The sequence below is a fragment of the Pseudomonas sp. ESBL9 genome (genome assembly GCF_036668715.1).
Lineage (GTDB): Bacteria > Pseudomonadota > Gammaproteobacteria > Pseudomonadales > Pseudomonadaceae > Aquipseudomonas > Aquipseudomonas lundensis.
In genome coordinates this window covers 43,037-66,661 of sequence record NZ_JAZEVV010000005.1, presented here as the reverse complement: position 1 = coordinate 66,661, position 23,625 = coordinate 43,037, and the positions used below count along the sequence as shown (strand labels likewise).

26 protein-coding genes are annotated in these 23,625 nt (G+C 59.7%); 9 read left to right on the top strand and 17 right to left on the bottom strand.

The genetic code is table 11. The features are described from left to right. Window positions 1-5: 5 nt before the first annotated feature. The 10 genes from V6F78_RS15215 to nrdR form a co-directional block, all read right to left on the bottom strand. Complete coding sequence (locus V6F78_RS15215) at window positions 6-806, bottom strand: cobalamin-binding protein (RefSeq protein ID WP_047295763.1); 801 nt, start codon at window positions 804-806, stop codon at window positions 6-8. Continuing rightward, window positions 806-1,225 (bottom strand): hypothetical protein, encoded by a 420-nt coding sequence (locus V6F78_RS15210; RefSeq protein ID WP_047277812.1) that lies wholly within the window; start codon window positions 1,223-1,225, stop codon window positions 806-808. Before V6F78_RS15210 ends, V6F78_RS15215 begins: the two co-directional genes overlap by 1 nt. Then, window positions 1,222-1,839: a GTP cyclohydrolase II gene (gene ribA / locus V6F78_RS15205; protein ID WP_047277934.1), complete on the bottom strand. Its 618-nt coding sequence runs from the start codon at window positions 1,837-1,839 to the stop codon at window positions 1,222-1,224. The genes V6F78_RS15210 and ribA overlap by 4 nt, the downstream gene beginning before the upstream one ends. 153 nt (window positions 1,840-1,992) lie before the next feature. Next, the gene (gene thiL, locus V6F78_RS15200; RefSeq protein ID WP_047295765.1) at window positions 1,993-2,946 is read right to left on the bottom strand and encodes a thiamine-phosphate kinase; all 954 of its coding nucleotides are present in this window, start codon (window positions 2,944-2,946) and stop codon (window positions 1,993-1,995) included. A gap of 15 nt (window positions 2,947-2,961) precedes the next feature. Further along, complete coding sequence (gene nusB / locus V6F78_RS15195) at window positions 2,962-3,462, bottom strand: transcription antitermination factor NusB (RefSeq protein ID WP_047277816.1); 501 nt, start codon at window positions 3,460-3,462, stop codon at window positions 2,962-2,964. Then, window positions 3,459-3,935: a 6,7-dimethyl-8-ribityllumazine synthase gene (gene ribH, locus V6F78_RS15190; protein WP_047277819.1), complete on the bottom strand. Its 477-nt coding sequence runs from the start codon at window positions 3,933-3,935 to the stop codon at window positions 3,459-3,461. Before ribH ends, nusB begins: the two co-directional genes overlap by 4 nt. Before the next feature lie 92 nt (window positions 3,936-4,027). Then, window positions 4,028-5,119 carry a bifunctional 3,4-dihydroxy-2-butanone-4-phosphate synthase/GTP cyclohydrolase II gene (ribBA, locus tag V6F78_RS15185; protein ID WP_047279183.1) on the bottom strand — a complete coding sequence of 364 codons (1,092 nt, stop codon included), beginning with the start codon at window positions 5,117-5,119 and terminating at the stop codon, window positions 4,028-4,030. 16 nt (window positions 5,120-5,135) lie between these two features. Beyond that, window positions 5,136-5,801, bottom strand: a complete 666-nt coding sequence (locus V6F78_RS15180; protein WP_047277823.1) for a riboflavin synthase — start codon at window positions 5,799-5,801, stop codon at window positions 5,136-5,138. A gap of 46 nt (window positions 5,802-5,847) precedes the next feature. Next, window positions 5,848-6,939: a bifunctional diaminohydroxyphosphoribosylaminopyrimidine deaminase/5-amino-6-(5-phosphoribosylamino)uracil reductase RibD gene (gene ribD / locus V6F78_RS15175; RefSeq protein WP_047277935.1), complete on the bottom strand. Its 1,092-nt coding sequence runs from the start codon at window positions 6,937-6,939 to the stop codon at window positions 5,848-5,850. A 38-nt stretch (window positions 6,940-6,977) separates the two neighbouring features. After that, complete coding sequence (nrdR, locus tag V6F78_RS15170; protein ID WP_162199719.1) at window positions 6,978-7,442, bottom strand: transcriptional regulator NrdR; 465 nt, start codon at window positions 7,440-7,442, stop codon at window positions 6,978-6,980. 140 nt (window positions 7,443-7,582) lie between these two features. Here nrdR and V6F78_RS15165 point away from each other — a divergent pair, with 140 nt between their 5' ends. From V6F78_RS15165 to V6F78_RS15155, 3 genes are all read left to right on the top strand, one after another. Continuing rightward, a complete protein-coding gene (locus tag V6F78_RS15165; RefSeq protein ID WP_047277826.1) occupies window positions 7,583-8,032 on the top strand; it encodes a YbaY family lipoprotein in 450 nt (149 codons plus the stop codon). Beyond that, window positions 8,029-8,682 (top strand): class I SAM-dependent methyltransferase, encoded by a 654-nt coding sequence (locus tag V6F78_RS15160; protein ID WP_047279185.1) that lies wholly within the window; start codon window positions 8,029-8,031, stop codon window positions 8,680-8,682. The genes V6F78_RS15165 and V6F78_RS15160 overlap by 4 nt, the downstream gene beginning before the upstream one ends. A gap of 67 nt (window positions 8,683-8,749) precedes the next feature. Then, on the top strand, window positions 8,750-9,625 hold the full coding sequence (locus tag V6F78_RS15155) for a co-chaperone YbbN (RefSeq protein WP_332727704.1): 876 nt from the start codon (window positions 8,750-8,752) through the stop codon (window positions 9,623-9,625). Window positions 9,626-9,657: 32 nt separating this feature from the next. Here V6F78_RS15155 and V6F78_RS15150 read toward each other — a convergent pair whose 3' ends face one another. After that, complete coding sequence (locus V6F78_RS15150) at window positions 9,658-9,999, bottom strand: hypothetical protein (protein WP_047279189.1); 342 nt, start codon at window positions 9,997-9,999, stop codon at window positions 9,658-9,660. Between the two features lie 135 nt (window positions 10,000-10,134). On the opposite strand from V6F78_RS15150, the gene V6F78_RS15145 reads away from it, so the two are divergent. The 5 genes from V6F78_RS15145 (at window position 10,135) to V6F78_RS15125 (ending at window position 14,206) form a co-directional block, all read left to right on the top strand. Continuing rightward, window positions 10,135-10,698 carry a DUF2796 domain-containing protein gene (locus V6F78_RS15145; protein ID WP_047295768.1) on the top strand — a complete coding sequence of 188 codons (564 nt, stop codon included), beginning with the start codon at window positions 10,135-10,137 and terminating at the stop codon, window positions 10,696-10,698. An 88-nt stretch (window positions 10,699-10,786) separates the two neighbouring features. Further along, window positions 10,787-11,497 carry an ABC transporter ATP-binding protein gene (locus V6F78_RS15140; RefSeq protein ID WP_047279193.1) on the top strand — a complete coding sequence of 237 codons (711 nt, stop codon included), beginning with the start codon at window positions 10,787-10,789 and terminating at the stop codon, window positions 11,495-11,497. A gap of 1 nt (window position 11,498) precedes the next feature. After that, window positions 11,499-12,764 carry an ABC transporter permease gene (locus V6F78_RS15135; RefSeq protein ID WP_047279194.1) on the top strand — a complete coding sequence of 422 codons (1,266 nt, stop codon included), beginning with the start codon at window positions 11,499-11,501 and terminating at the stop codon, window positions 12,762-12,764. A gap of 23 nt (window positions 12,765-12,787) precedes the next feature. Beyond that, a complete protein-coding gene (locus V6F78_RS15130; protein WP_169838008.1) occupies window positions 12,788-13,303 on the top strand; it encodes a DUF3299 domain-containing protein in 516 nt (171 codons plus the stop codon). A gap of 204 nt (window positions 13,304-13,507) precedes the next feature. Beyond that, window positions 13,508-14,206, top strand: coding sequence for an OmpW/AlkL family protein (locus V6F78_RS15125; RefSeq protein WP_047295770.1), 699 nt, complete (start codon window positions 13,508-13,510; stop codon window positions 14,204-14,206). Window positions 14,207-14,264: 58 nt separating this feature from the next. Here V6F78_RS15125 and V6F78_RS15120 read toward each other — a convergent pair whose 3' ends face one another. The 4 genes from V6F78_RS15120 to V6F78_RS15105 form a co-directional block, all read right to left on the bottom strand. After that, the gene (locus V6F78_RS15120) at window positions 14,265-15,194 is read right to left on the bottom strand and encodes an NAD-dependent epimerase/dehydratase family protein (RefSeq protein WP_094991199.1); all 930 of its coding nucleotides are present in this window, start codon (window positions 15,192-15,194) and stop codon (window positions 14,265-14,267) included. Continuing rightward, a complete protein-coding gene (locus tag V6F78_RS15115) occupies window positions 15,187-16,071 on the bottom strand; it encodes a sugar nucleotide-binding protein (protein WP_169839910.1) in 885 nt (294 codons plus the stop codon). The genes V6F78_RS15120 and V6F78_RS15115 overlap by 8 nt, the downstream gene beginning before the upstream one ends. Window positions 16,072-16,216: 145 nt before the next feature. Beyond that, the gene (locus tag V6F78_RS15110; protein WP_094991197.1) at window positions 16,217-18,331 is read right to left on the bottom strand and encodes a mechanosensitive ion channel family protein; all 2,115 of its coding nucleotides are present in this window, start codon (window positions 18,329-18,331) and stop codon (window positions 16,217-16,219) included. 174 nt (window positions 18,332-18,505) lie between these two features. Then, the gene (locus tag V6F78_RS15105; protein WP_048377141.1) at window positions 18,506-19,411 is read right to left on the bottom strand and encodes a LysR family transcriptional regulator; all 906 of its coding nucleotides are present in this window, start codon (window positions 19,409-19,411) and stop codon (window positions 18,506-18,508) included. A 109-nt stretch (window positions 19,412-19,520) separates the two neighbouring features. On the opposite strand from V6F78_RS15105, the gene V6F78_RS15100 reads away from it, so the two are divergent. Continuing rightward, window positions 19,521-20,711, top strand: a complete 1,191-nt coding sequence (locus V6F78_RS15100; protein ID WP_047295780.1) for an MFS transporter — start codon at window positions 19,521-19,523, stop codon at window positions 20,709-20,711. Between the two features lie 83 nt (window positions 20,712-20,794). On the opposite strand, the gene V6F78_RS15095 is transcribed toward V6F78_RS15100, so the two are convergent. Beyond that, window positions 20,795-22,048: an OprD family porin gene (locus tag V6F78_RS15095; RefSeq protein ID WP_047279205.1), complete on the bottom strand. Its 1,254-nt coding sequence runs from the start codon at window positions 22,046-22,048 to the stop codon at window positions 20,795-20,797. Between the two features lie 68 nt (window positions 22,049-22,116). Then, window positions 22,117-23,421: a CitMHS family transporter gene (locus tag V6F78_RS15090; protein ID WP_332727699.1), complete on the bottom strand. Its 1,305-nt coding sequence runs from the start codon at window positions 23,419-23,421 to the stop codon at window positions 22,117-22,119. Window positions 23,422-23,625: the final 204 nt, after the last annotated feature.

The window sequence follows — 23,625 nt, the reverse complement described above, 5'->3', positions numbered from 1 at the left end:
AGCGGCTACGGTTCAGGTTCGGCCAGTTGTTCGCATAAACGGGCCGTGGCTTCGATCATTTGTCCGCTCGGTCGCTCCAGACCTTTGTCAGCCAGTAACAGCAACCGCCCTTGCTTCACCGCTTCGAGCTGCGGCCAGGCTTTCCAGGCATCCAGCTGCGCCTGAGTGCCTGCAATGATCACGTCGGGATTGCGTTGCAACACCGACTCCACGCTGACCTGCGGCGCAGGCAATGACACGTCCGCAAATACATTGCGCGCCCCGCACAGGGCCAGTGCATCGCTGATGATTTGACCGCCGCCCACGGTGTACAGGGGCCGATCCCACACTTGATAAAACACGCGCAACGGTTGTTCGCGGGCGTATTGCTGGCGTAGCTGCTCCAGACGTGCCCGCAACCGGGCGGCCAACTCACGACCGCGTTCGGCGCGATTGAGCGCAGTCGCCACCCCTTCGACCTGATCGACCAACTGCGTCAGGTTTTTCGGTTCGGCGGTAAAGGTGGGAATGTTCAAGCGCTTCAACTGGTCGCGCTGCGCCACGCCAACGCTGCCGGGCCAGAGCAGAATCAAGTCCGGGCGCAGGCTGAGCAAGCGCTCCATATCCAATTGGCCATAGCCACCGACCGAGGCCACATTCACCAGCTCAGGCAAGGTCTCGCCCGCCTCCAGCCGCCCGACGAGCAGATCGGTTGCGCCCAGTTCCACGACGATTTCAGAGAGTGAGGGCGCCAGGCTGACCACCCGCGTGGCCGCCATGGCCTGAGTGCCCACGGCCAGCAGCAGAACCGCCAGCCACAGGCGCATCAGCCGACCTGACGGGGGATGCGATAGAGGTAAAACAGCACCAGCGTTGACAACGCCAGCAGCAACAGCGGCACGCCTTCAAGACCGACAAACACGCCCAGCGCGGCGATCCAGGCGGGCAACCCGGCGGCCAGCAATGCACGACGCCGCACGTGCGCCAATGCATCCCAGGCGGCAGGTTCCTGGTCTGTGTCGAGGGACTTTTGCAGGTCAATCAGGCCATGTTTATACGGCCCGAACGTGCGCAGGGTCACGAACATCGACAACACGCCCGCAATAAACAGGGGCATGGCCAATTCAGGCCACAGCGGTTCGGCGCTGCCGAAAAAACCGTTGACCAGTACCAGCGGCAAGCAAGTCAGCACCAGCTGTTGCCACCAACTGAAACTCAGGCGCCGACGACGCTGGCCCCGCGTCACGCCGGGTCTGCCTCGTTCTGGTGCTGATTGCCCATCATGTGCCCGAGCTTGTTGGCTTTGGTCGCCAGGTACAGTTTGTTGTGCGGGTTTTGCCCGGTGTGCAAAGGCACGCGCTCGGCCACGGTAATGCCCATGTCGGTCAAGGCTTTGACCTTGCGCGGGTTGTTGGTCATCAGGCGCAGCGACGTCACGCCCAAGTGTTCCAGCATCGGCAGGCAGATGGCGTAGTCACGCTGGTCAGCGGCAAAGCCCAGACGTTCGTTGGCTTCTACGGTATCGGCACCACCGTCTTGCAATTGGTAGGCACGAACCTTGTTCAGCAGGCCAATCCCACGGCCCTCCTGACGCAAGTACAGCAACACGCCACGGCCTTCACGGGCGATGGCCTGCAAGGCGGCTTCGAGTTGAGAGCCGCAATCGCAGCGCTGGCTGAACAAGGCATCGCCGGTCAAGCACTCGGAATGCACGCGGCCCAGAACCGGCGCACCGTCCGCCACGTCGCCCAGACTGAGCACAACGTGTTCACGACCCGTGGCCTTCTCAAGGAAGCCATGCATGGTGAATTCGGCAAAGGGGGTAGGGAGTTTGCAAGCGGCAACAAAAGCGACGGGCACCGTGTGCTCCTGATCAATTTGAGGACTGGAAATTCGCAGAGGCGGCATTGTAACAGGACGTTCCTACAGACGCTTAGGCTGAATTATCGAGGATAAATATCTAAAAGTTTGATGGGACACGCGGCATGGCGGCGGCAGTGACAGACGCTCGCCTTAAAAATGCTGATAGCCACGGGTTGCCGGGGTGATGTCCTGCCCGTGCGCATCCAGCACGCCAACGCCCTGCCCTTCAACCACTCGGCCGATCACATGAACCGGCCAGCCATCGGCCAGCAATGTGGGCAATTCAACAGCCGGTAGCGTAAACGCCAGCACATAGTCATCGCCGCCGCTTAACGCCGCTTGCTGTGCGGCCGCGTCGCCCAGAAACTCCTGCAGCGCCAGCGAGATGGGCAAGCGGTCGTGCTCAATCAGCAGCCGGACGCGCGACGCCTGCGCAATGTGCCCGCAGTCAGCCAGCAAACCGTCCGAGATATCCAGCGTCGAGGTCGCCTTGCCACGCAGCGCCTGGCCCAACGCCAGTTGCGGCTGCGGTGACCAGTAATGCGCCAGCAGCGGCTCGGCGATAAAGGATTCGGCGCTGCGCTGGCCCAGCACCAGAGGCAAGGCCCCGGCGGCATTACCCAGCTCACCGCCCACGCACAGCAGATCGCCCGGCCGGGCGCCGCTGCGGGTCAGGGCCTGGCCCGCCGGGACGCGACCGAACACGGTCAACGTCAGGCACAACGGGCCACGGGTGGTGTCGCCACCAATCAGGCGCACGTTGCACGCTTGCGCCATCTGATTCAAACCGCAGGCAAACGCGTGCAGCCAATCGGCGGCAACCGTCGGCAGGGTCAGGGCAAGGGTAAACGCGAGGGGAGTTGCGCCCATGGCCGCCAGATCACTGGCCGCCACCGCCAGCGAACGCTGACCGAGCAAAAAGGGGTCGCAAGGATCTGCGAAGTGCACGCCAGCCACCAGCGTGTCAGTGGAGATTGCCAGCTGTTCCCCGAAGGGAACCTCCAGCAGGGCGCAGTCGTCGCCAATGCCCAACGCAACGCCCTCGCCGCCCTGCGCACAAGGCGCGGCAGCGAAAACGGTGCGGATCAGCTCGAACTCGCCCATGGCCGACAGCGCTGTTTAGCGCTTGAACGCCTTGACTTCAGCTTCACGCAGGCGCGGTGCCAATTTGTCCAGTACGCCGTTGACGAACTTGTGCCCGTCAGTGGAACCGTACACTTTGGCCAGCTCGATGCCTTCGTTGATGACCACACGGTAAGGCACGTCCACACGCTTGATCAGCTCCCAGGTGGACAGGCGCAGGACGGCCAGTTCAACCGGGTCCAGCTCTTCGATGGTGATGTCCAGGCACGGGGCCAGGGCAGCATCGATATCGGCTTTGTGCGCAGGCACGCCGTGCAGGATTTCGCGGAAATAGGCGGCATCCACGTCGGTGAAGTCGTTATCAACGCGAAACTGCGCTTCGATCTCGTTCAGCGAATGCTTGGCCATGTGCCACTGGTACAGCGCTTGGGTCGCGAGCTGACGTGCTTCACGACGTTTAGCGCTTTTGGAGGGCTTGCCAGCGTCCGCAGGTTTTGGATCGCGCGGGTTGAAACGATCGCTTTCGTCGGAAATCACTTGGCCTCCAACTGCGCCAACAGGCTGACCATTTCGAGGGCGGACAAGGCGGCTTCAGCGCCTTTGTTACCGGCTTTGGTGCCGGAACGCTCGATGGCTTGTTCGATGGAGTCAACGGTCAGCACGCCGAATGCAACCGGTACGCCGAACTGCATGGACACCTGAGCCAAACCTTTGGTGCACTCGCCGGCCACGTATTCGAAGTGCGGAGTACCGCCACGAATCACAGCGCCAAGGGCGACAATGGCGGCGAACTCATTGCGCTGGGCAACTTTTTGCGCAACCAGCGGGATCTCAAACGCGCCAGGCGCACGAATGATGGTGATGTCGTTTTCGTTCACACCGTGGCGAACCAGGGCATCAACGGCACCACTCACCAGGCTTTCGACGACGAAGCTGTTGAAACGGCCAACCACGAGTGCGTAGCGGCCTTTGGGGGCAATGAAGGTACCTTCGATGGTCTTCAGGGTCATTCGGTATGTCTCGTATTAAAGAGCCAGAACGCACTCGCGTGCGTTCTTTAATGAGTTTGGGCCACGAATTTCAGGCGGGAAACACCCGGTCTTTATTCGGAGGGCACGTATTCTACAACTTCCAGATCGAAACCGGATATGGCGTTGAACTTCATCGGTGAACTCATCAGGCGCATTTTGCGCACACCGAGGTCACGCAGGATCTGCGAACCGGCCCCCACAATGCTGTAGGTCGTCGGTTTTTTGGCCGGCAAAGCGTCGGCTGTTTCGCGGATGTGCGCCAGCAACACGTCGCCATCCAGCGGGTGCCCCAACAACAGCACCACACCGCTGCCAGCCTCTGCGACGGCGCTCATGGCGGCACGCAGGCTCCAGCGGCCCGGCTGTTTGACCATCAGCAGGTCACGCAGCGGATCCATGTTATGCACCCGCACCAGCGTCGGTTCATCTGCGCAGATCTTGCCCAGGGTCAGTGCCATGTGCACGTCGCCTTCGACTGAATCACGATAGGTCACCAGGTTGAATTGGCCCAGTTCGCTGTCCAGCGGCTGCTCGGCTATCCGCTGAACGGTACGTTCGTGGATCATCCGGTAGTGGATCAGGTCGGCGATGGTGCCGATTTTGATGTTGTGTTCAGCCGCGAATTTTTCCAGCTCGGCGCGACGCGACATGGTGCCATCGTCGTTCATCACTTCGCAGATCACGCCGCTTGGCTCAAAACCGGCCATGCGCGCCAGGTCACAGGCCGCTTCGGTGTGACCGGCACGGGCCAGCGTGCCGCCAGCCTGTGCCATCAGCGGGAAGATATGCCCCGGGCTGACGATGTCTTCAGCCTTGGCGTCCTTGGCGGCAGCAGCTTGCACGGTGCGGGCGCGATCAGCGGCGGAGATGCCGGTGGTGACGCCGGTGGCGGCTTCGATGGAAACGGTGAACTTGGTGCCGAACCCGGAGCCGTTGCGCGGTGCCATCAACGGCAGCTTGAGCAGCTCGCAACGCTCGCGGGTCATCGGCATGCAAATCAGGCCACGGGCGAAACGCGCCATGAAGTTGATGTGCTCGGCCTTGCAGCACTCGGCGGCCATGATCAGGTCGCCTTCGTTCTCGCGGTCTTCGTCATCCATGAGGATGACCATCTTGCCTTGGCGGATGTCTTCAACCAGTTCTTCGATGCTGTTGAGCGCCACGCGGCACCCCCTTAAGTCAGGATTTGAGGTAGCCGTTGGCGGCCAGAAAACTTTCGCTGATGGTGCTGCCCTTGGTCGGCTCGGCGGCCTTGTCGCCCAGCAGCAAGCGCTCCAGATAACGCGCCAGCAGATCGACCTCAAGGTTCACCCGGCGGCCCGGACGGTAGTCGTCCATGATGGTTTCGCTCAGGGTGTGCGGGATGATGGTCAACGAGAATTCGGCGCCATTGACCGCGTTCACGGTCAGGCTGGTGCCGTCGACCGTGATCGAGCCTTTATGGGCGATGTACTTGGCCAGCTCTTTCGGCGCGCGGATGCGGAATTCGATGGCGCGGGCGTTCTCTTCGCGGGAGATCACCTCGCCGACGCCGTCCACGTGACCGCTCACCAGATGACCGCCCAGACGCGTGGTCGGCGTCAGGGCTTTTTCGAGGTTGACCCGGCTGCCCGATTTCAAGTCATTGAAAGCCGTGCAGTCCAGCGTCTCGCGACTGACGTCGGCCATAAAGCCGTTGCCCGGTAGCTCAACGGCTGTCAGGCAAACGCCGTTGATGGCAATGCTGTCGCCGAGTTTAACGTCGCTCAGGTCGAGCTTGCCGGTCTCTACATAAACCCGTACATCGCCACCTTTTGGGGTCAGTGCACGGATGTTGCCGATGGATTCGATGATGCCGGTAAACATGGCGTTCCCCTTGAGAACCAAGCCTGCGTAAAACGGAGGCTGAGAATTATACGCTGGCTGATGGCACAGGTATGGCAGTGACTCGCCAGTCATCCCCAACTGCGCGCATATCAATGATCTTGAGCTCGGTTGCCTCGCTCATGCGGGTCAAGGGCAATTCCAGCAAGGGACGTGCCGTTGAACCCAAAAACTTGGCCGCGATGAAAATCTGATATTCGTCCACCAGCCCTTGCTCGGCAAATGCGCCCGCCAGACGTGGACCGGCTTCAACCAAAACCTCGTTGACGCCCCGCGCCGCCAGCGCCACCAGCAATTGACGCAGATCGACCTGACCGTTCTCGCCAGGGATCACCAGGCACTCCGGCCCCGTGCGGTATTGCTCGGCAGGCGGTACGCAGGTGGCGACAAGCGCCGGGCCAGCCTTGAAAAACGGCGCATCGAGCGGCACGCGCAGGCGGCCATCGATCAACACGCGCAGCGGCGGGCGGCTCATGACCAGCGCGGTCTGTTCGGCATCCAGCCCCAGCTCGTCGGCACGTACGGTCAGGCGCGCACCGTCGGCCAGCACGGTGTCGGCGCCCGTGATCACGACGCTGGCCTCGGCGCGTAGACGCTGCACGGCCGAACGCGCGGCAGGGCCTGTGATCCATTGGCTCTCGCCACTGGCCATCGCCGTGCGCCCGTCCAGGCTCATTGCCAATTTGACCCGCACAAACGGCAAGCCGTGTTCCATGCGTTTGAGAAACCCCTGGTTCAGGGCCCGGGCCTGGGTTTCAAGCACGCCGCAGCGCACGTCGATCCCGGCATCCGTCAAACGCTTGAGGCCACGCCCGGCGACTTCCGGGTTAGGGTCTTGCATGGCGGCCACCACACGGGCGACCCCGGCGGTGACCAGCCCTTCCGCGCACGGCGGGGTGCGGCCATGGTGGCTGCACGGCTCAAGGGTGACATAGGCGGTCGCCCCGCGAGCCAGCTCGCCAGCGGCACGCAATGCGTGAACCTCGGCATGGGGTTCACCGGCCCGCACATGCCAGCCCTCGCCCACGACCTGACCGTCACGCACAATCACGCAGCCGACACGCGGGTTGGGATGGGTGGTGTACAGGCCCTTTCGGGCCAGTTCGATGGCACGCGCCATGTAATGGGCGTCCAGTACGGATTGCTCAGTGGACACAATCACTCCTTTGAAGGCTCACGGGCAAGGCGGTCGATCTCTTCGCGGAACTCGTTGAGGTCCTGGAAGCGTCGATACACAGAAGCAAAACGGATGTAGGCCACTTCGTCGAGTTTTTGCAGCTCGGTCATGACCAGCTCACCGACCACCAGCGATTTGACTTCGCGTTCGCCGGTGGCGCGCAGCCTGCTTTTGATATGCGCCAGCGCCGCTTCAAGACGCTCGACACTGACCGGGCGTTTTTCCAGCGCACGCTGCATACCGGCGCGCAGTTTTTCTTCGTCGAACGGCTGACGGCTGCCGTCCTGCTTGATGAGGCGAGGTAAAACCAACTCAGCTGTTTCAAAGGTGGTGAAGCGTTCACCACAGGCCAGGCATTCGCGCCGGCGACGCACCTGATCGCCCTCGGCGACCAGACGCGAGTCGATGACTTTAGTGTCGTTGGCACCGCAGAAGGGACAGTGCATGGTGGCAGGCAACAAAAAATGGGGAGCGCCATGGTAGCGCATCCCACTGGCAAGACAAGCCATAGGCTTTACGGTATACAGTCCGCCTACTACGTTTTACACAATCCGATACGTCGACTGACCTGCCGCTGGAGCCCTCTATGTCGCTACGAACGCTTGTTTTGCTGTGCCTCGCCAGTGTGCTGGTCGCCTGTAGCAGCGAGCCGCCCAAGTCGGCGCAACCTCAAGTGCTGACCCAGCCTAAAACCGATGCGCCTGCCGATCTGGGGCCCTTGCCTGCCTATCAACGTGAACTGAGCGGCGTATTGACGGGCGCACCCGCAGGCGCCGAAGTTGAATTGGCGATGTTGATCGTGGATGAACGCGGTCGCCCTCAAGGGCTGATGGCCAGCAGCAAGATTGTCGGCAACAACCAGCCACTGCCATTCAAGCTGCGCTTTAACCCGCAGGCGTTTCCAGCCGGTGCACGGGTCGAACTGCGCGGGCGCGCCAGCCAGTCCGGGCAACTGATCCTGCACTTGCCGTCGCGCATCATCCAGCAGCCGACCACGCAAGCCTTGGGCACCTTGGCCTTTGTCAAAGCACCATGAACCCGCCGTTCGCCCTGCAACAGTCGCTGAGTGAACTGCTGGGGGATGCGCAACTGGTGGTCACCGACCTGCCCGACACGTCGCTCAAGCTGTGGCTGATCGACGCGCAGAACATGGACCGCGCCTTCACCCCGGACGAAACCCGGCGCATTTTGCATGAGCCGCCGTACTGGGCGTTTTGCTGGGCCAGCGGTTTGGCCCTGGCGCGCTACCTGGCCGAGCAGCCGCATTGGGTCCAAGGCAAGCGCGTGCTGGACTTCGGTGCTGGCTCAGGCGTGGCCGCGATTGCAGCAGCCAAGGCTGGCGCGCTGGAAGTGCTGGCGTGCGATCTCGACCCGCTGGCGCTGGCAGCCTGCCAGGCCAATGCGGCGCTCAATCACGTGCAGTTGGGCTACTCCGACGATTTCTTCGCCGAGGCAGATCGCTTTGATCTGATCCTGGTCGCTGATGTGCTGTACGACCGCGAAAACCTGCCCCTGCTTGACCAGTTCCTGACCCGCGGGCAGCAAACGCTGGTGGCCGATTCGCGGGTGCGCGACTTCAGGCATCCGCTGTACCGCCAGTTGGAAAGCCTCAAGGCGCTCACCTTGCCGGATCTGGCCGAGCCCCATGAGTTCCGTCACGTGAGCCTGTATCACGCGCAGCGCTGACACGCGACTTTCAGCGTGCCCGCGCAGCCTTTATAGTTGCCTTCATTTACCTGTTTCGAGACCCACAATGACTCAACCTACGACTGCATATAGCTTTGACGTGACGTCGGCAGACTTCGACAAACAGGTTGTTGAAGCCTCTTTTGAACAACCCGTCCTGGTGGATTTCTGGGCAGAGTGGTGCGCCCCGTGCAAGGTGATGCTGCCGATTCTGGAGCAGATTGCCGAGGACTATCAGGGCGAGCTGCTGCTGGCCAAGGTCAACTGCGATGTGGAACAGGACATCGTGGGCCTCATCGGCATCCGCACCCTGCCGACGGTGGTGTTGTTCAAGGACGGCAAGGTGGTTGATGGCTTTCAGGAGGCGCAACCCGAATCCGCGATTCGCGCCATGCTTGAGCCTCATGTCGAAATGCCCGCTCCGCCAGCTGAAGACCCGATGGTGCAAGCGCAGGCCCTGTTTGCCGAAAGCCGCTTTGCCGACGCAGAAGCGTTGCTCAAGCAGGTACTGACCGAAGACAACACTAATGCCAGGGCATTGATTCTGTATGGCCGTTGCCTGGCAGAGCGAGGTGAGCTGACTGAGGCGCAGGCCGTGCTGGACGCGGTCAAGAGCGACGAACATAAAGCCGAGCTGGCGGGCGCCAAGGCGCAGTTGACCTTCTTGAGCCAGGCCAAAGACCTGCCGGATGTGGCAGACCTCAAAACCCGTGTGGCGCAAAACCCGCAGGACGAAGAAGCTGCCTACCAACTGGCCGTGCAGCAGTTGGCGCGCCAGCAATACGAAGGCGCACTGGAAGGCTTGCTGAAACTGTTTATCCGCAACCGCAGCTACAACGAAGGCATCACCCACAAAACCCTGCTGCAAGTGTTTGACCTGCTGGGCAACGATCACCCGCTGGTCACCACCTATCGCCGCAAACTGTTTGCCGCGCTGTACTGACCTCGCTGCGGCGACAACGCGCCCTCACCGGTTTATTCGACCCAGCTGTAAACCGGTGAGTCAGCGCCGCTCGCCACTTGCACTTGCGGGCTATGACGCAAGCGCACCAACAGCCGCTTGCCCGCTCCCGTGCTGCCGGTCAAGGCCTCTAATTGCGCCAGCAACTGCGGCCCGGTCATGTGTCCGGCCTTGCGCAGTAACGCCTTGGTCATTTCCCACACCGCGTCGTCCTGACTGACCGGCGTGCTGGCAACCGCCACGCTAGCGGGCGCCGCTGTTTTTAACGTCCCGCCCAACTGCGCCCACTCCGTCTCGTCCAGCTCAACCGTCAGATCGACGGGCCAATCGCCAATTGTTCCGCGAATCCGCACCATTACAGGGTTCCTCAAGTTTCATGTGCGCATGCTCCCATGCGTCTTGCGTAACGCCAAGCACACGGGCAAACTCTCGCAACTTCGTTATAAGATTACATAACAAAACATTCATCCCATTGTTGCTGGAGTCATGCTATGCGTCGTTTGCTGCTCGCTTTGCCGTTCGCTTTATTACCGCTGGCCGTGGCGCATGCGGCTCAAGCGCATGATCACGAACATGGCAGCCTTGCCCCCCATGAACACGGCGTAGGCACCTTGAATGTGGCACTCGACGACAAAACACTGGAACTGGACCTCGACGGCCCGGCGATGAACCTGGTGGGGTTTGAACACGCGGCCACCACCGATGCCGACAAAGCCACCGTGGCGGCCGCCAAGGCCCGGCTGGAAAACCCGCTGGCCCTGTTCAACCTGCCGCCAGCGGCAAAGTGTGTGGTTGAGGCGCAGGAGCTGAGCAGCCCGTTGTTCGATCCGGCTCCCGAAGAAGGCGCCAGCAATGCCAAGGCCGAGCATCACCACAGCGACATCGAAGCTCACTATGCGTTTACCTGTGCCGATGCGGCCTCGTTAAAAACCCTCGACCTCAGCAGGTTTTTCAAGACATTCCCCGGCACCCACTCATTCAAGGTACAACTGATCGGCCCGAACGGTCAGCAAGCGGTTAACGTGTCAGCGAAAGCCCCGACGCTGACGTTCTAACCACGGCCAGTGGCTGGCGCCGCCCTTTACGCAGACGGCGCCACTGACACCCTCGTTTTCCCGACATTGCAGGCGACCCTGATTTCCCATGACCCAAGCACTCATCGAACTGAGCGACCTGCGTTTTAGTTGGCCGGGCCATCCCGTGCTGCTGGACATCCCCCACTTCAGCCTGCAGGCCGGCGAAACCCTGTTTCTCAAAGGGCCCAGTGGCAGCGGTAAAACCACCTTGCTGGGCTTGCTCGGGGGGGTGCAAAAGGCTGACTGCGGGTCGATCCGCCTGCTGGGCCAGGAGTTGAGTGAGTTGGGCTCCGGTGCGCGCGACCGTTTTCGCGTCGACCACACGGGGTACATCTTCCAGCAATTTAACTTGCTGCCTTTTTTGTCCGTGCGTGAAAACGTCGAGCTGCCTTGCCATTTTTCCAAACGGCGGGCCAGCCGCGCCGTTCAACGTCATGGCAGTGTCGACACAGCCGCGCGCACCTTGCTCGCGCACTTGGGCCTTAAAGACCCTGCTTTGCTGGAGCGACGGGCCGACTCGTTGTCCATCGGCCAGCAACAACGGGTCGCGGCGGCCCGCGCCCTGATCGGCCAACCGGCGCTGGTGATCGCTGACGAGCCCACCTCGGCCCTGGACGCCGACGCACGCGAAGCCTTCATCAAATTATTGTTCGCCGAATGCCGCGAAGCAGGCGCCAGCCTGTTATTCGTCAGCCACGATCAAAGCCTGGCCCCGCTGTTTGACCGCAACTTGTCGTTGTCTGAACTCAATCGTGCCGCCACTCCGGCAGAGGTCTGAGATGTATTTGTTCCGTCTTGCGCTGGCCAGCCTGGCCAACCGCCGTTTCACCGCGCTGCTGACCGCGTTCGCGATTGCCTTGTCCGTGTGTTTGTTGTTGGCCGTGGAGCGGGTGCGTACCGAGGCCCGCGCCAGCTTTGCCAGCACCATCAGCGGCACTGACCTGATCGTCGGCGCTCGTTCGGGTTCGGTGAATTTGCTGCTGTATTCGGTGTTTCGTATCGGCAATGCCACCAATAACATTCGCTGGGACAGCTTTGAGCACTTCGCCACGAACCCCAAGGTGAAATGGGCGATCCCCATGTCCCTGGGTGATTCCCATCGCGGCTACCGGGTGATGGGCACCAGCGAAGCCTATTTCGAGCACTATCAGTACGGTCATCGGCAAAACCTGCAGTTGGCCGATGGCCGCGCCTTTGCTAGCGACCCATTTGAAGTGGTGCTCGGCGCCGAGGTCGCACAGGCGCTGCACTACAAACTGGGGGACAAACTGGTGCTGGCCCACGGCGTAGCTGCCGTGAGTCTGGTCAAGCACGACGACAAACCCTTCACCGTGGTCGGCATTCTCAAGCGCACGGGCACGCCCGTGGACCGCACGCTGCACATCAGCCTGGGCGGCATGGAGGCCATTCACATCGACTGGCACAACGGCGTGCCAGCGCGCGGCGCAGGCCGTGTGACAGCCGATCAGGCCCGTAACATGGACCTCACACCACAGGCCATTACCGCGTTCATGCTGGGGCTGAACAGCAAGATTTCGACCTTCGCCTTGCAACGTGAAATCAACGACTTCCGGGGCGAACCGATGATGGCCATTTTGCCCGGCGTCGCCTTGCAGGAATTATGGAGCTTGATGAGCACCGCTGAAAAAGCCTTGTTTGTGGTCTCGCTGTTTGTGGTGCTGACCGGTTTGATCGGCATGCTGACGGCGATTTTGACCAGCCTCAATGAGCGACGGCGCGAAATGGCGATCCTGCGATCAGTCGGCGCCCGGCCGTGGCACATCGCTACTTTGCTGGTGTTCGAAGCGTTGGCATTGGCGCTGATCGGTGTAGTGGCGGGGGTTGCCCTGTTGTATGTGGGTATCGCGCTGGCACAAGGTTATGTGCAATCGAACTACGGCCTTTACTTGCCGCTGGCCTGGCCCAGTGAATATGAATGGACGCTGCTGGCAGGTATTCTGGCCGCCGCCCTGTTGATGGGCTGCGTGCCCGCCTGGCGCGCTTACCGCCAATCGCTGGCCGATGGCCTGTCCATTCGCTTATGAGCCTGTGTATGAAAATGTCCGTCTTGCCACGCGCACTGCTGGCCCTGTTACTGATGGTTTCAACCCCTGTATGGGCCGCCGAACCCAAGGAGTTGACGTGGTCGGAGATGATTCCGCCGGACGCCGCGCCCGAAGTGCCGGACACGGCGCCGATGCATGACCTGTCACAGTTGGGCAATCTTGACCCCGAGGCGGCCCCCGCTGCGCAGCAGAGCATGCCCAATGCGCCGGTTGTGCCTGCGCTGGACGGGCAAAACATTCGCTTGCCGGGCTACATCGTGCCCCTTGAAGTCAATGAGGAAGGCCGCACGACAGAGTTTTTGCTGGTGCCGTATTTCGGCGCCTGCATCCATGTCCCGCCACCGCCCTCAAATCAGATCGTGCACGTGACCAGTCACGTCGGGGTCAAACTGGACGAGCTGTACCAGCCGTATTGGATCGAAGGCGCATTGCAGGTCAAGCCGAGCAGCAGTGAGCTGGCCGATGCGGGGTATCAGATGGACGCGCAGAAAATCTACGTTTACGAGTTGCCGGAGTAACCGCCGGGGCCACGCTGCCCCGGCGTCTGAGCCGCCTGATGGCAGGCCACGACCGCGAGTAAAGAGTCCGTGTTTGCGGGTTAGTTCACGAAATTTTCACAAATTTTCATCGCATCGCCGTTTCATTGAGCTGGGTCAACAGAGTGGCTCGGAGCGCTCATTACCATTGGTTATATAAATTTTAAATATCCAATTGGAGCTCCCATGCACAAGTCTTTGCTCAGCGCAGCGGCACTTGCCCTTGCCGTCGTTGCCCCGCTTGCCCACGCGCACACTGAAGGCGACATTATCGTCCGTGCCGGTGCCATTACGGTTAACCCGAAAGCCGACAGCTCCAGTGTAAAAGTGGACCAGGGTCCGCTGGCTGGTCGCGATCTGGGCGGCAAGGCAACTATGAGCAGCGACACCCAATTGGGTCTCAACTTTGCTTACATGGTCACCAACAACATCGGTATCGAGTTGCTGGCCGCTACCCCGTTTGAACACGACGTCAAAATCAAAGGCACTGCCCTTGATCCGGCCAATGGCAAACTGGGTTCGCTCAAACACTTGCCGCCCACTCTGAGCGTTGTGTACTACCCGCTGGACTCCAAGTCCGCGTTCCAACCGTACGTGGGTGCCGGTATCAACTACACCTGGATTTACGACGAGCACGTGGGCAGCCGCGCCAACGCGGCGGGCTTCGATAACTTCAAAGCGAAAAACTCGTGGGGCATGGCCTGGCAGATCGGTGCCGACTACATGCTGACCGACAACATCATGATCAACGCCCAGGCGCGCTACATCGACATCGATACCCGCGCGACCGTGGAAAACAACGGTGTTGCGCCTGGCACTCGTGCCAAGGTCAACGTTGACGTCGATCCATGGGTTTACATGGTGGGCTTGGGTTACAAGTTCTAAGCAATAGCCGAACCTAAAAAGGCGCCTTTCGAGGCGCCTTTTTCATGTGCAGCGTTTACTAGCGACCCAACAAACGCGCCAGGCCTTCACTCATGGGCGTAGTCTGGCCCAGTGTGAAACGGTGTAACAGGCGGCTGTTATCGGCACGCGAATGCCGAATGTCACCGGAGCGCGCCGGGCCATAGCTGATCGGTGGCAGCTCACCGACCACTTCACTCAGGGCAGCCAGCATTTGCTTGAGGGTCGTGGCTTGGTTCAGGCCCACGTTGACCGCGCCTTCTTCCACGTGTTCGGCTTCGACGGCCTGCACCAGAATCTTCACCAAATCGCCCACATACACGAAGTCGCGGGTTTGTTCGCCATCGCCAAAGATGGTGATGGGCAGGCCTTTTTCAGCACGCTCACTGAAAATGCTGATCACCCCCGAGTACGGGGAAGACGGGTCCTGACGCGGCCCGAAAATGTTGAAGAAGCGGAAAATCACGGGCTCCAGACCGTGCTGGCGGCGGTAGAAGTCCAGGTAGTATTCGCTCGACAGTTTGTCTGAGGCATACGGGGTGAGCGGCGCTTTGGGGGTGTCTTCGACAATCGACTCGCCTTCGCCGTTGTTACCGTAGACCGCTGCGCTGGAGGCAAAGACCACACGTTTAACGCCCGCTTCGCGCATGGCTTCGCAAACGTTCAAGGTGCCAACAAAATTACTCTGGTGGGTGCGTACGGGGTCATCCACCGAGGCTTGCACCGACGCCACTGCCGCCAGGTGCACCACGGCACGACAGCCGGCCATGGTTGTGGCGACCAGCGCGGCATCGGCCACATCCCCTTCGATCAGTTCGACCTTGGGATTATCCAGCGGCAGGTTGCTGCGCTTGCCGGTGGACAGGTCATCCAGGATGCGCACTGCGTAGCCCTTAGCCAGCAATGCATCGACCAGATTGGAACCAATAAAACCGGCACCGCCGGTGACGAGAATGGGGGCATCAGCCATGACGATAAAACCTGTCCAGTAGGATCGGGAGGCCAGCGCGCCAGGCGCGGGGCTTGATCCCGAAGGTGTGTAGAATTTTTTTGCACGCCAGCACCGCATGCTGCGGTTCTTCAGCGGCATCGGGGCGTGCGGCGTGCGCTTGGGGGGTCGGGGCTTCGATGGCCAGCGGGTGCAGGTTGCGCGCCTCGGTCAGGATGGCCTGGCCCAGCGCCAGCGGCGTAGTGGCCTCGTGCCCGGCATAGTGGTAGGTGCCCCACAGCGGCGCCGCGCAATCGAGTTGTTTGAGTACCGAAATGATCACCCGGGCCGCATCATCGACCGGCGTCGGGTTACCGCGACGGTCATCGGCCATCAGCAACTCGCCCGGTTTTTCAGCCTGTGCCAAAAAGCGTCCCAACGTGCCGTCCGGGCTGTCATCGAGCAGCCAGCCAAACCGCAGCAACACGTGTTGCGGGCAAATGGCACGCACGGTTTGCTCGATCCGCCACAAAGCCTGCCCGCGCAAACCCAGCGGCACAGGTTCATCTTTCTCGCTGTAGGCCGTGGCCCGGGAGCCGTCGAAGACACGGTAACTGGAAGGCTGGATCAGCGTGATGCTGTGGTGCTGGCACAGTTCGGCCAGGCGCTCAACAGCTCGTTCCTGGGCAGACAGGCGAGCCTCGCTGACAGACTGCGCCTGAAACCAGTCGAAGTAGTACGCAAGGTTGATGACGGCGTCCGGTCGGGTGTCATCGAGCAGTAGGGTCAGACTCGCAGCATCCCAGCCGTCTTGCGGCGGACGCGGGGCCAGGAAGTTGATGCCTTCCTCGGCACCCAGACGAATCAGCGCCTGCCCGAGAGCATTTCCGCCGCCCAATAACATAAGGCGCATTCGCATAGAGTGTGCAGGCTCAGTCTATTCAGAACGGTGATGTATACCAGAAAACCAACCATACAAGCCGTTGGCCATGATCAAGACCCCCGCATTTTGCGGGTTTCTGTGCGTGTCGTCACTGACAAACTGCATCAGTTTCCTACACCGATTATTGCGATGAAGGCGGTGCATCGGTCAGTACCAGCGTGGATCGATGGGCCGCCGCCTCCGCTGGCTGTGGCGGCGTCAGCGTACTGATTGGCGCCAGCAACGCCTGTGGATAGGTTTGGGCGAAGTGAACGTCTTCTGACTTATCCACAAGCTTTTTCAAGCGATCGTTGAATGCCCGTGTGATCGTGCTCTGCGCACCGGACATGGTTCGAAATTGCGCGGTAACCGTTACGCCATCGAGGTTCATGCTGTCCACCCCGAACACCGTCAACGAGCCTTGCAAGCTCAGGCTCAGCAGCGGGTCATCGCTGATCTGGCGCCCGGCCTGGCGAATAAGGTCAGTGGCTTTGTCGATGTCCGTGGCATAGGTGAACTGCACGGAAAAGAACGCATAGGCGAACTGACGGGAATGGTTGACCACGGCCTTGATCTGGCCGAACGGCACCGAGTGGACGAAGCCGCGACTGTCGCGCAGGCGCAGGGTGCGGATTGTCAGGCCTTCGACGGTCCCCGCGTGATTGGCGTCCACCACCACCCAGTCACCGACCGAAATGGTGTCTTCAATAATGATGAACAACCCAGTGATGACATCCTGAACCAATTGCTGTGAGCCAAAACCGATCGCCAGACCGATCACCCCGGCCCCGGCCAGAAACGGCGCAACGTTCACGCCCAGATTGGCCATGGTGGTGATGGTGCACACCACCACCAGAATCACTTTGATGGCATTGCGCAGCAACGGCAGGATGGTTTTGATCCGGGTACTCGGTTCGCGCGTGCCACGCCGGTTGATATTGGGTTGCAAGGCTTGTTGAATCGAGGTGTCCAGCACCACCCACGTCAGCCAGGTCACCAACAGGATCAAGAGGATATGCCCGAGGGAATCGCTGATGACCTTGCCGGTGCTGCTATCGGACGCAAACGCCAGCAGCGAAAAGCCCCAGATTTGCGCCAGCAGTTCTATAAACGTTACGGCCAGCGCAATGCGCAACAGCGCGTACATCACCGTCATCAAACGCTCTCTGTAAGCGCCGTTGCGGTTGGCGTGGGTGCTGAACCAGTGATGCAGGATTGTGCTCAGGAACACGGTGCCGATTAACAGCCCGGAGGTCAGTAACGCGTTGCGTAACGCCTGTTCACTGCCCTCACCCACGCCAATCAGATTCAGCATCGAGACCAGCAGCATCAGCAGGATTGGCCAGTACCAGAGCGCGGAGAAAATGCGCAGCGACTCTTGCAGCGCCGGTTGTCCCAGGCGCTGGGCCAGTGCGCGGTTACGAATCAGGTGCGCCACCGGACGCCGCAACTTGATGGCCAAAAAAGCGAACACACTGCACGCGATCAGGCCGGTCAGTACCGACAGGCAACTGGCGATGTTGCCGCCCAATTGGCCAGCGATTTGCGGGCTGTTCATGGCATCGCTGAACGCTGCAAAAAAACCGATGATGAACAAAGGCCGCAGCGAATAGCGGCGAATAATCTCCACTGCCCGTCGCTTGTGGCCGACATAAAACATCGAACTCAGCGACAACACCAACGCCGTGCAAAATACGCCAGCGCTGCTGGCATAGGAAAGACTCAGCGCCAGCGAGCGGCCCATGGAATCATGCAGAAAACGACTCGCGTAGAGGGTCAACGGCAAGGCGATCAAGGCCGGGGCTAAATACGAAGCGCAGTACTGCGTCAACGTCTGCAAGCGCGGGCGATTTCGCAGGGGGCGGGTTGTGCTCGCATACCGCGCCACCAGACGGCCGCCGAACCACGCAGCGGCAAAAATGCCGATCCATACCACGGATAACCACACGAAATCGGCGACACCACTCCAAGAAGGATGAGTCGCAGCCTGCTCCACCAAAACGCCGACTTCATCGGCGGCCCGCTCGGAGCGCAGTCGCCAGCTGTCCAGTAAGTGCATGCTCAGACCGAGCTGACCTTGCATCTCGTCCATGCCGGCACCCAGCGCGCCCAGCAAGCCACCGTCTACCAAAACCGGCGGCTTGCCGTCGGTTTCCTCAGCTTTGATGACGGATGACAGCGTGGGCGCAGCCTGCAAGATTCCATTGCCTGTCAGCAACAGGATAAGCAGCAGAAAAACCGTTTTGAAATGGGACAAAACCGGGGTGACCTCCTGGGCGTCTGTAGTCAACTGATCGATAGAGCTCAGCGAAGTTCGATTTCAGTCGCCTCGCTGTTTTCTGGTTACAGCGTAGTCAATCACTAGGAAGACTTCGCACCTTCGCCAGAAAACCTTCTTACAGAGCACTCAGACAAACCTTTCGAGGTACTTTTAGGCCGTCAACGCGGTACCTAAGGCCTCCAGCACGACGCCGACCCTGGCCTGGGATTGGCGACGCTTGAGCCACAGTAAGTGGATGGGCGATCCGTCCGTCGCCAGATGCGCCAGCACTTGCACCAGTTTTCCCTGGTCCAGCGACGCTTGCACCAGCCACGTCGGCAACTGGGCAATGCCGTGCCCGGCCAGCACCGCAGCGGCCTGCCCTTCGCCGTCACCTATCGCGATGTGCGCCGGCAATAACCGCCGCTCCCGCCCTCCGTGCGGCCCGGCGAACCACCACGGGTTAACGCTGCCATCCGCGCGGCCATACATCACGCAATGGTGGTGCTCCAAATCCTGTTCCGTCCGGGGTACACCGTGCCGGTGCAAATAGTCGGGCGAGGCGCAAAACACCAGGCGCTCGGCCCCCAGATAACGTCGACCCAACGCCTGTGACAACAGATCCGGCCCACCTATGCGCACGACAATGTCGATGTCTTCTTCGACCGGGTCCACATAACGGTCCGAGAACGAGATATGCGGCTGCAACAAACCATGCTCGCGCGCGCAAGCCAAAATAGCCCCCAACGCATGCAGGCGACCGTAGGCAGCAGGCAGGTCAATGCGCACCTGCCCGACGGGCTCGGTACTGTGCGCGTGCAGCGACAACTCAGCCTCTTCCAGCTCACCCAGCACGTTGGTGCAGGTGCGGTAAAACCTCACCCCGGCCTCCGTCAGTGACAACGTGCGGGTGGTTCGATTGAACAGTCGGATATCCAGCCGCGCTTCCAGTCGGGCGATGGCTTTGCTGATGGCCGAGCGCGTGAGGTTTAAACGCTCAGCGGCACCGGTAAAACTGCCGGTTTGTGCAACAGACACAAAAACATCCAGCCCTTTCAACCGCTCTGAAGAAAACATCGCGCCTCGTAATTAGGGAATTCAATTCATCGGATTGCGTAGTTTATAGCCGCAATCAGAATTTACTTCTCCAATAAGCTGACGCCCTGTTTTTTTTGAGCTTCTGACCATGCCCTCTACCTCTCAGGCCCCCTCCACGGCCGCACCCACAACGCATTCACACACGGCAGTTCAAATCGCCATCATGGCCATTGCCGCCTTTGTGATTGTGACCACTGAGTTTCTGATCATCGGCCTCTTACCTGCGCTGGCGCGCGACTTGAATGTCTCGGTGACGCTCGCTGGCCAGTTGGTGACGTTATTTGCTTTCACGGTGATGCTGTTCGGCCCGATCCTGACGGCACGGCTGGCGCACATTGATCGCAGGCAGTTGTTCACCTGTATTTTGCTGGTGTTCGCTGCGTCGAATGCGCTGGCAGCGGTGTCCGCCAACATCTGGATTTTGGCGATTGCACGGTTTATTCCCGCACTGCTTTTACCGGTTTTCTGGGGCACGGCGAGCGAAACAGCCGGACAACTGGCCGGTCCGGCGAATGCCGGGAAAGCGGTGGCCAACGTGTACATGGGTATTTCAGCGGCACTGGTTTTCGGTATCCCGCTGGGCACGCTGGCGGCGGACGCCATTGGCTGGCGTGGCACCTTCTGGATGCTGGCCGCGCTGTGCCTGTTAATCGCCGCACTGATGCGCAGCTCTATGCCGACCTTACCCGCCGCGCCCCAGCGCAAACAGGGTGAAAAACAAACGCTGATCTTCAAGGACCCGCGCTTTATCGCCCATGTCGCGCTGTCTGTCCTGACCTTCACGGCCATGTTCACGGCCTACACCTACCTCGCAGATACACTCGAAAGCCTCGCGGGCATCTCGCCCGGTCATGTGGGTTGGTGGCTGATGGGCTTTGGGGCCGTCGGCATGCTCGGCAATCACATCGGCGGGCGCCTGGTCGATCGCAGCCCATTGGGTTCGAGTGTGGTATTTCTCGCGTTACTCGCTGCCGGCATGCTGGCCGCCACGCCACTGGCGACACAGCACACAGGCTTGATGGTCGCGTTGGCTGTGTGGGGCATTGCGTATACGGCACTGTTCCCCATTTGCCAGGTCCGGGTCATGCGAGCAGGCGCCAAGGCTCAGGCATTGGCCGCGACGATGAACATTTCGGCCGCTAACGCGGGTATCGGGTTAGGTGCGATCTTCGGCGGCCTGGGGATTCGTCACTATGGGCTGGAGTCTCTGGGGGTTATTTCAACGGCTATTGCTGGCGTAGCCATTGTGCTTGCTGTGCTGTTGATGCGTCGTCGGTAGTGCGATTAACACGCTCCCCCCTGAACGGCGGCGAGCGTGCTCACAACTGACGTGTCTTGCCTGACCTGAGCGAGCCCTCGGGCTTACCACAGCGCGATATCGTAAGTCAGGTAAAGACGATTACTGTCCCTGCCCCGCGCCCCATCGGAGCGGTAAACATAATTACGCATTTTTAAGCCCACGCCTTTAAGCGCCCCGCTTTGCACAACATAAGCCAGCTCTGCGTCGCGCTCATGTTCGTGCAACTGCGCGGACCCAGTCTTGCCATTTCTCCCACTCAAGTAGCGGCCAGATAGCGTCAAGCCAGGTAAACCCACTCTTGAAAAGTCATAGCCGTAACTGAGCATCCAGGTCTTTTCGTCTTCATGAATGAACTTGCCTATTCCGGCGTTGCTAAAGGAGTACACGCTCGCACCCGTGATGTACGGTAAACCGGCTTGGCCATTGAGCACTTGATAACCGGCGCCGACCCGGTGGCCTGCGATCGAATAGCTCAGCAGGCCACTGAGCAAGGTATTGTCAATTGCACCGGCCTTCTGCATTCCGGCGTCAACACTACGAAAATAACGAACATCGGTCGTTAACAGGCCTGTTCCCCATTGCTGATCGTGCTGTACCGAAGCGAAATGCTGTCTGTAAAAGTTGTCCAACTGGGCGTAGAAATACCCTAACCGGGTACGTTCACCCAGTGTGTATTCACCGCCTATAAATGAGAAGGGCGCCCCTTGTCCCGTAAAACCGTTGGGTGTTATCGAGCGGCTATCCGAGGAGTCCCTTAACTTGAATTGATTCAGGCGCCCGCCCGAAAGTGTCAAGTTATCGATGTCGGTACTGGTGAACAGTGTTCCCTGATAAGTCTGAGGTAAAAGGCGCGCATCGTTGTAGATCAAGACCGGCGTTTTGGGCAATACAGATCCGTGTTGAACGGTGGTGTGTGCAAACCGGACTTTACCGGCGATGCCCAGACTGGCGAACTCATCGGCGGCTTGTCCATCTGAGCCTACAGCAAGCAAACCAGTGCCACTGCGCCCTTTGCCAGAGTCCAGCTTAAAGCCTGTCAGCCCCAATGCATCTACACCAAAACCAACCGTGCCCGGTGTAAACCCGGACTTGAAGTCCAGTAGAAAACCTTGAGCCCACTCTGTTCGCTCACTCTTCGCGTTTTTAGCCGCGCGGGGGCTCAGTCCGTTCTCATCCCGAAAATTTTCATTGAAGTAAACGTTTCGCAACTGAAGTTTCAAATGACTGCCGTCAATAAACTCCGTCGCGTTGGAATTGATGAACGGTGAAGCACTCAGGGACGTAACAAGGACACCCCGCAGTAGAAGTTCTTTCATGACACGACTCTTTTTATTATTGGAACTGCCTGGGCCTGTCACCCGAAGCAGGTGTTATGCAAAAAACATCAGATCCACAGTGTCAAAGCCCCTGTTAAAAGCGCGATGGCGGTCACCACGAGCGAGGTGAGCACCGCCCACTTGCAAGCCGCTTTCTGAAAATCCCCGATATTGCAGTCGATCATGCCCATCAGCAGTAACGTAGAGGCGACCAGAGGGCTCATCAAATGAACGGGCTGCCCTAAAATAGAGGCCCGTGCAATTTCCAGGGGGCTAATGCCGTAGATAGCTGCCGCATTGGCAAGGATGGGGACAACGCCGAAGTAATACGCGTCATTGGACAGTACAAAGGTCAGTGGCATGCTGGTGAGGGCCACAATAAGAGGAAACAGATGGCCCCAGTCTGGGGGGATCCACTCCACTAATGTGTGTGCCAGGGCATCTACCATCTTGGTGCCTGAGAATATCCCTGCAAAGATGCCGGCACCAAATACCAGTACCACCACGGTCATGGCATTACCGGAGTGGGCGAGCAGGCGCTCTTTTTGTATGTCCAGTTGTGGGTAATTGATCATCAATGCGCACACAAACCCGATCAAAAACAGGATCGCGGAGTGCATCAATCCCATGACCAAAGCCGTCATCACCGCGATAACCAGCATCAAGTTGATGTAGGCCAGCCGGGGGCGCTTATGCGGGGTATCGTTCAGAATGGCTTTGATGTAGCAATCGCTGCCACCGCTGGACAAAAGCACATTGCCAATACGTTTGCGCTCTCTGCGTCCCAATAGAAAGGCGGTGAAAACAACCCAGAGCGCCCCACCGATCATGGTGGGCAATAACGGGATGAAGTACTCCCCGGCATCAAGGCCCAGCGCCGCTATGGCTCGCGTGGCCGGCCCGCCCCACGGGGTCATACCGCTCATGATGCTCAGTGACAACATCGCAATGATGCCCAAGATCATCGGATTCATGCCAATACGCTTGTATAAGGGCAACATTGCAGCGCAGGTGATCATGTACGTGGTCGTGCCGTCCCCATCCAGCGCAACGGTCAATGACAACAGTGCAGTACCTATAGCAATCTTCATCGGGTCCCCATTAACCCGCTTCAGGATTTTGCGGATCAACGGATCGAACAGGCCCGCATCAATCATCAAGCCAAAGAAAAGAATGGCAAATAACAACAATGCTGCCGAAGGCGCGACCATTTTCACGCCATCCAACATCATTTTTCCGGTTGTACCGCCGACCCCCCCGATCAGCGCAAATGCAATCGGTACTAGTGTCAAGGCAACTATCGGCGAAAGGCGCTTGGTCATGATCAGCAACGTGAACACGACCACCATGGCCAACCCCAGTAAGGCGAGCATAGATTATTCTCTTATTGTTATAGATGAAGTAATCGACAACCACGTGTTAAGCGGCATTTAACCGTTACAGAGACTCGGTACAACTTACACCCCTACAATGAACCTTATAGGCACTGCGCAGCGGTACATAATTACAGCACACGTCAAAAAGCGAATTAATAACTTTCATGACATCACCTTTTTTAGAATTATTTTGAGGTAGCT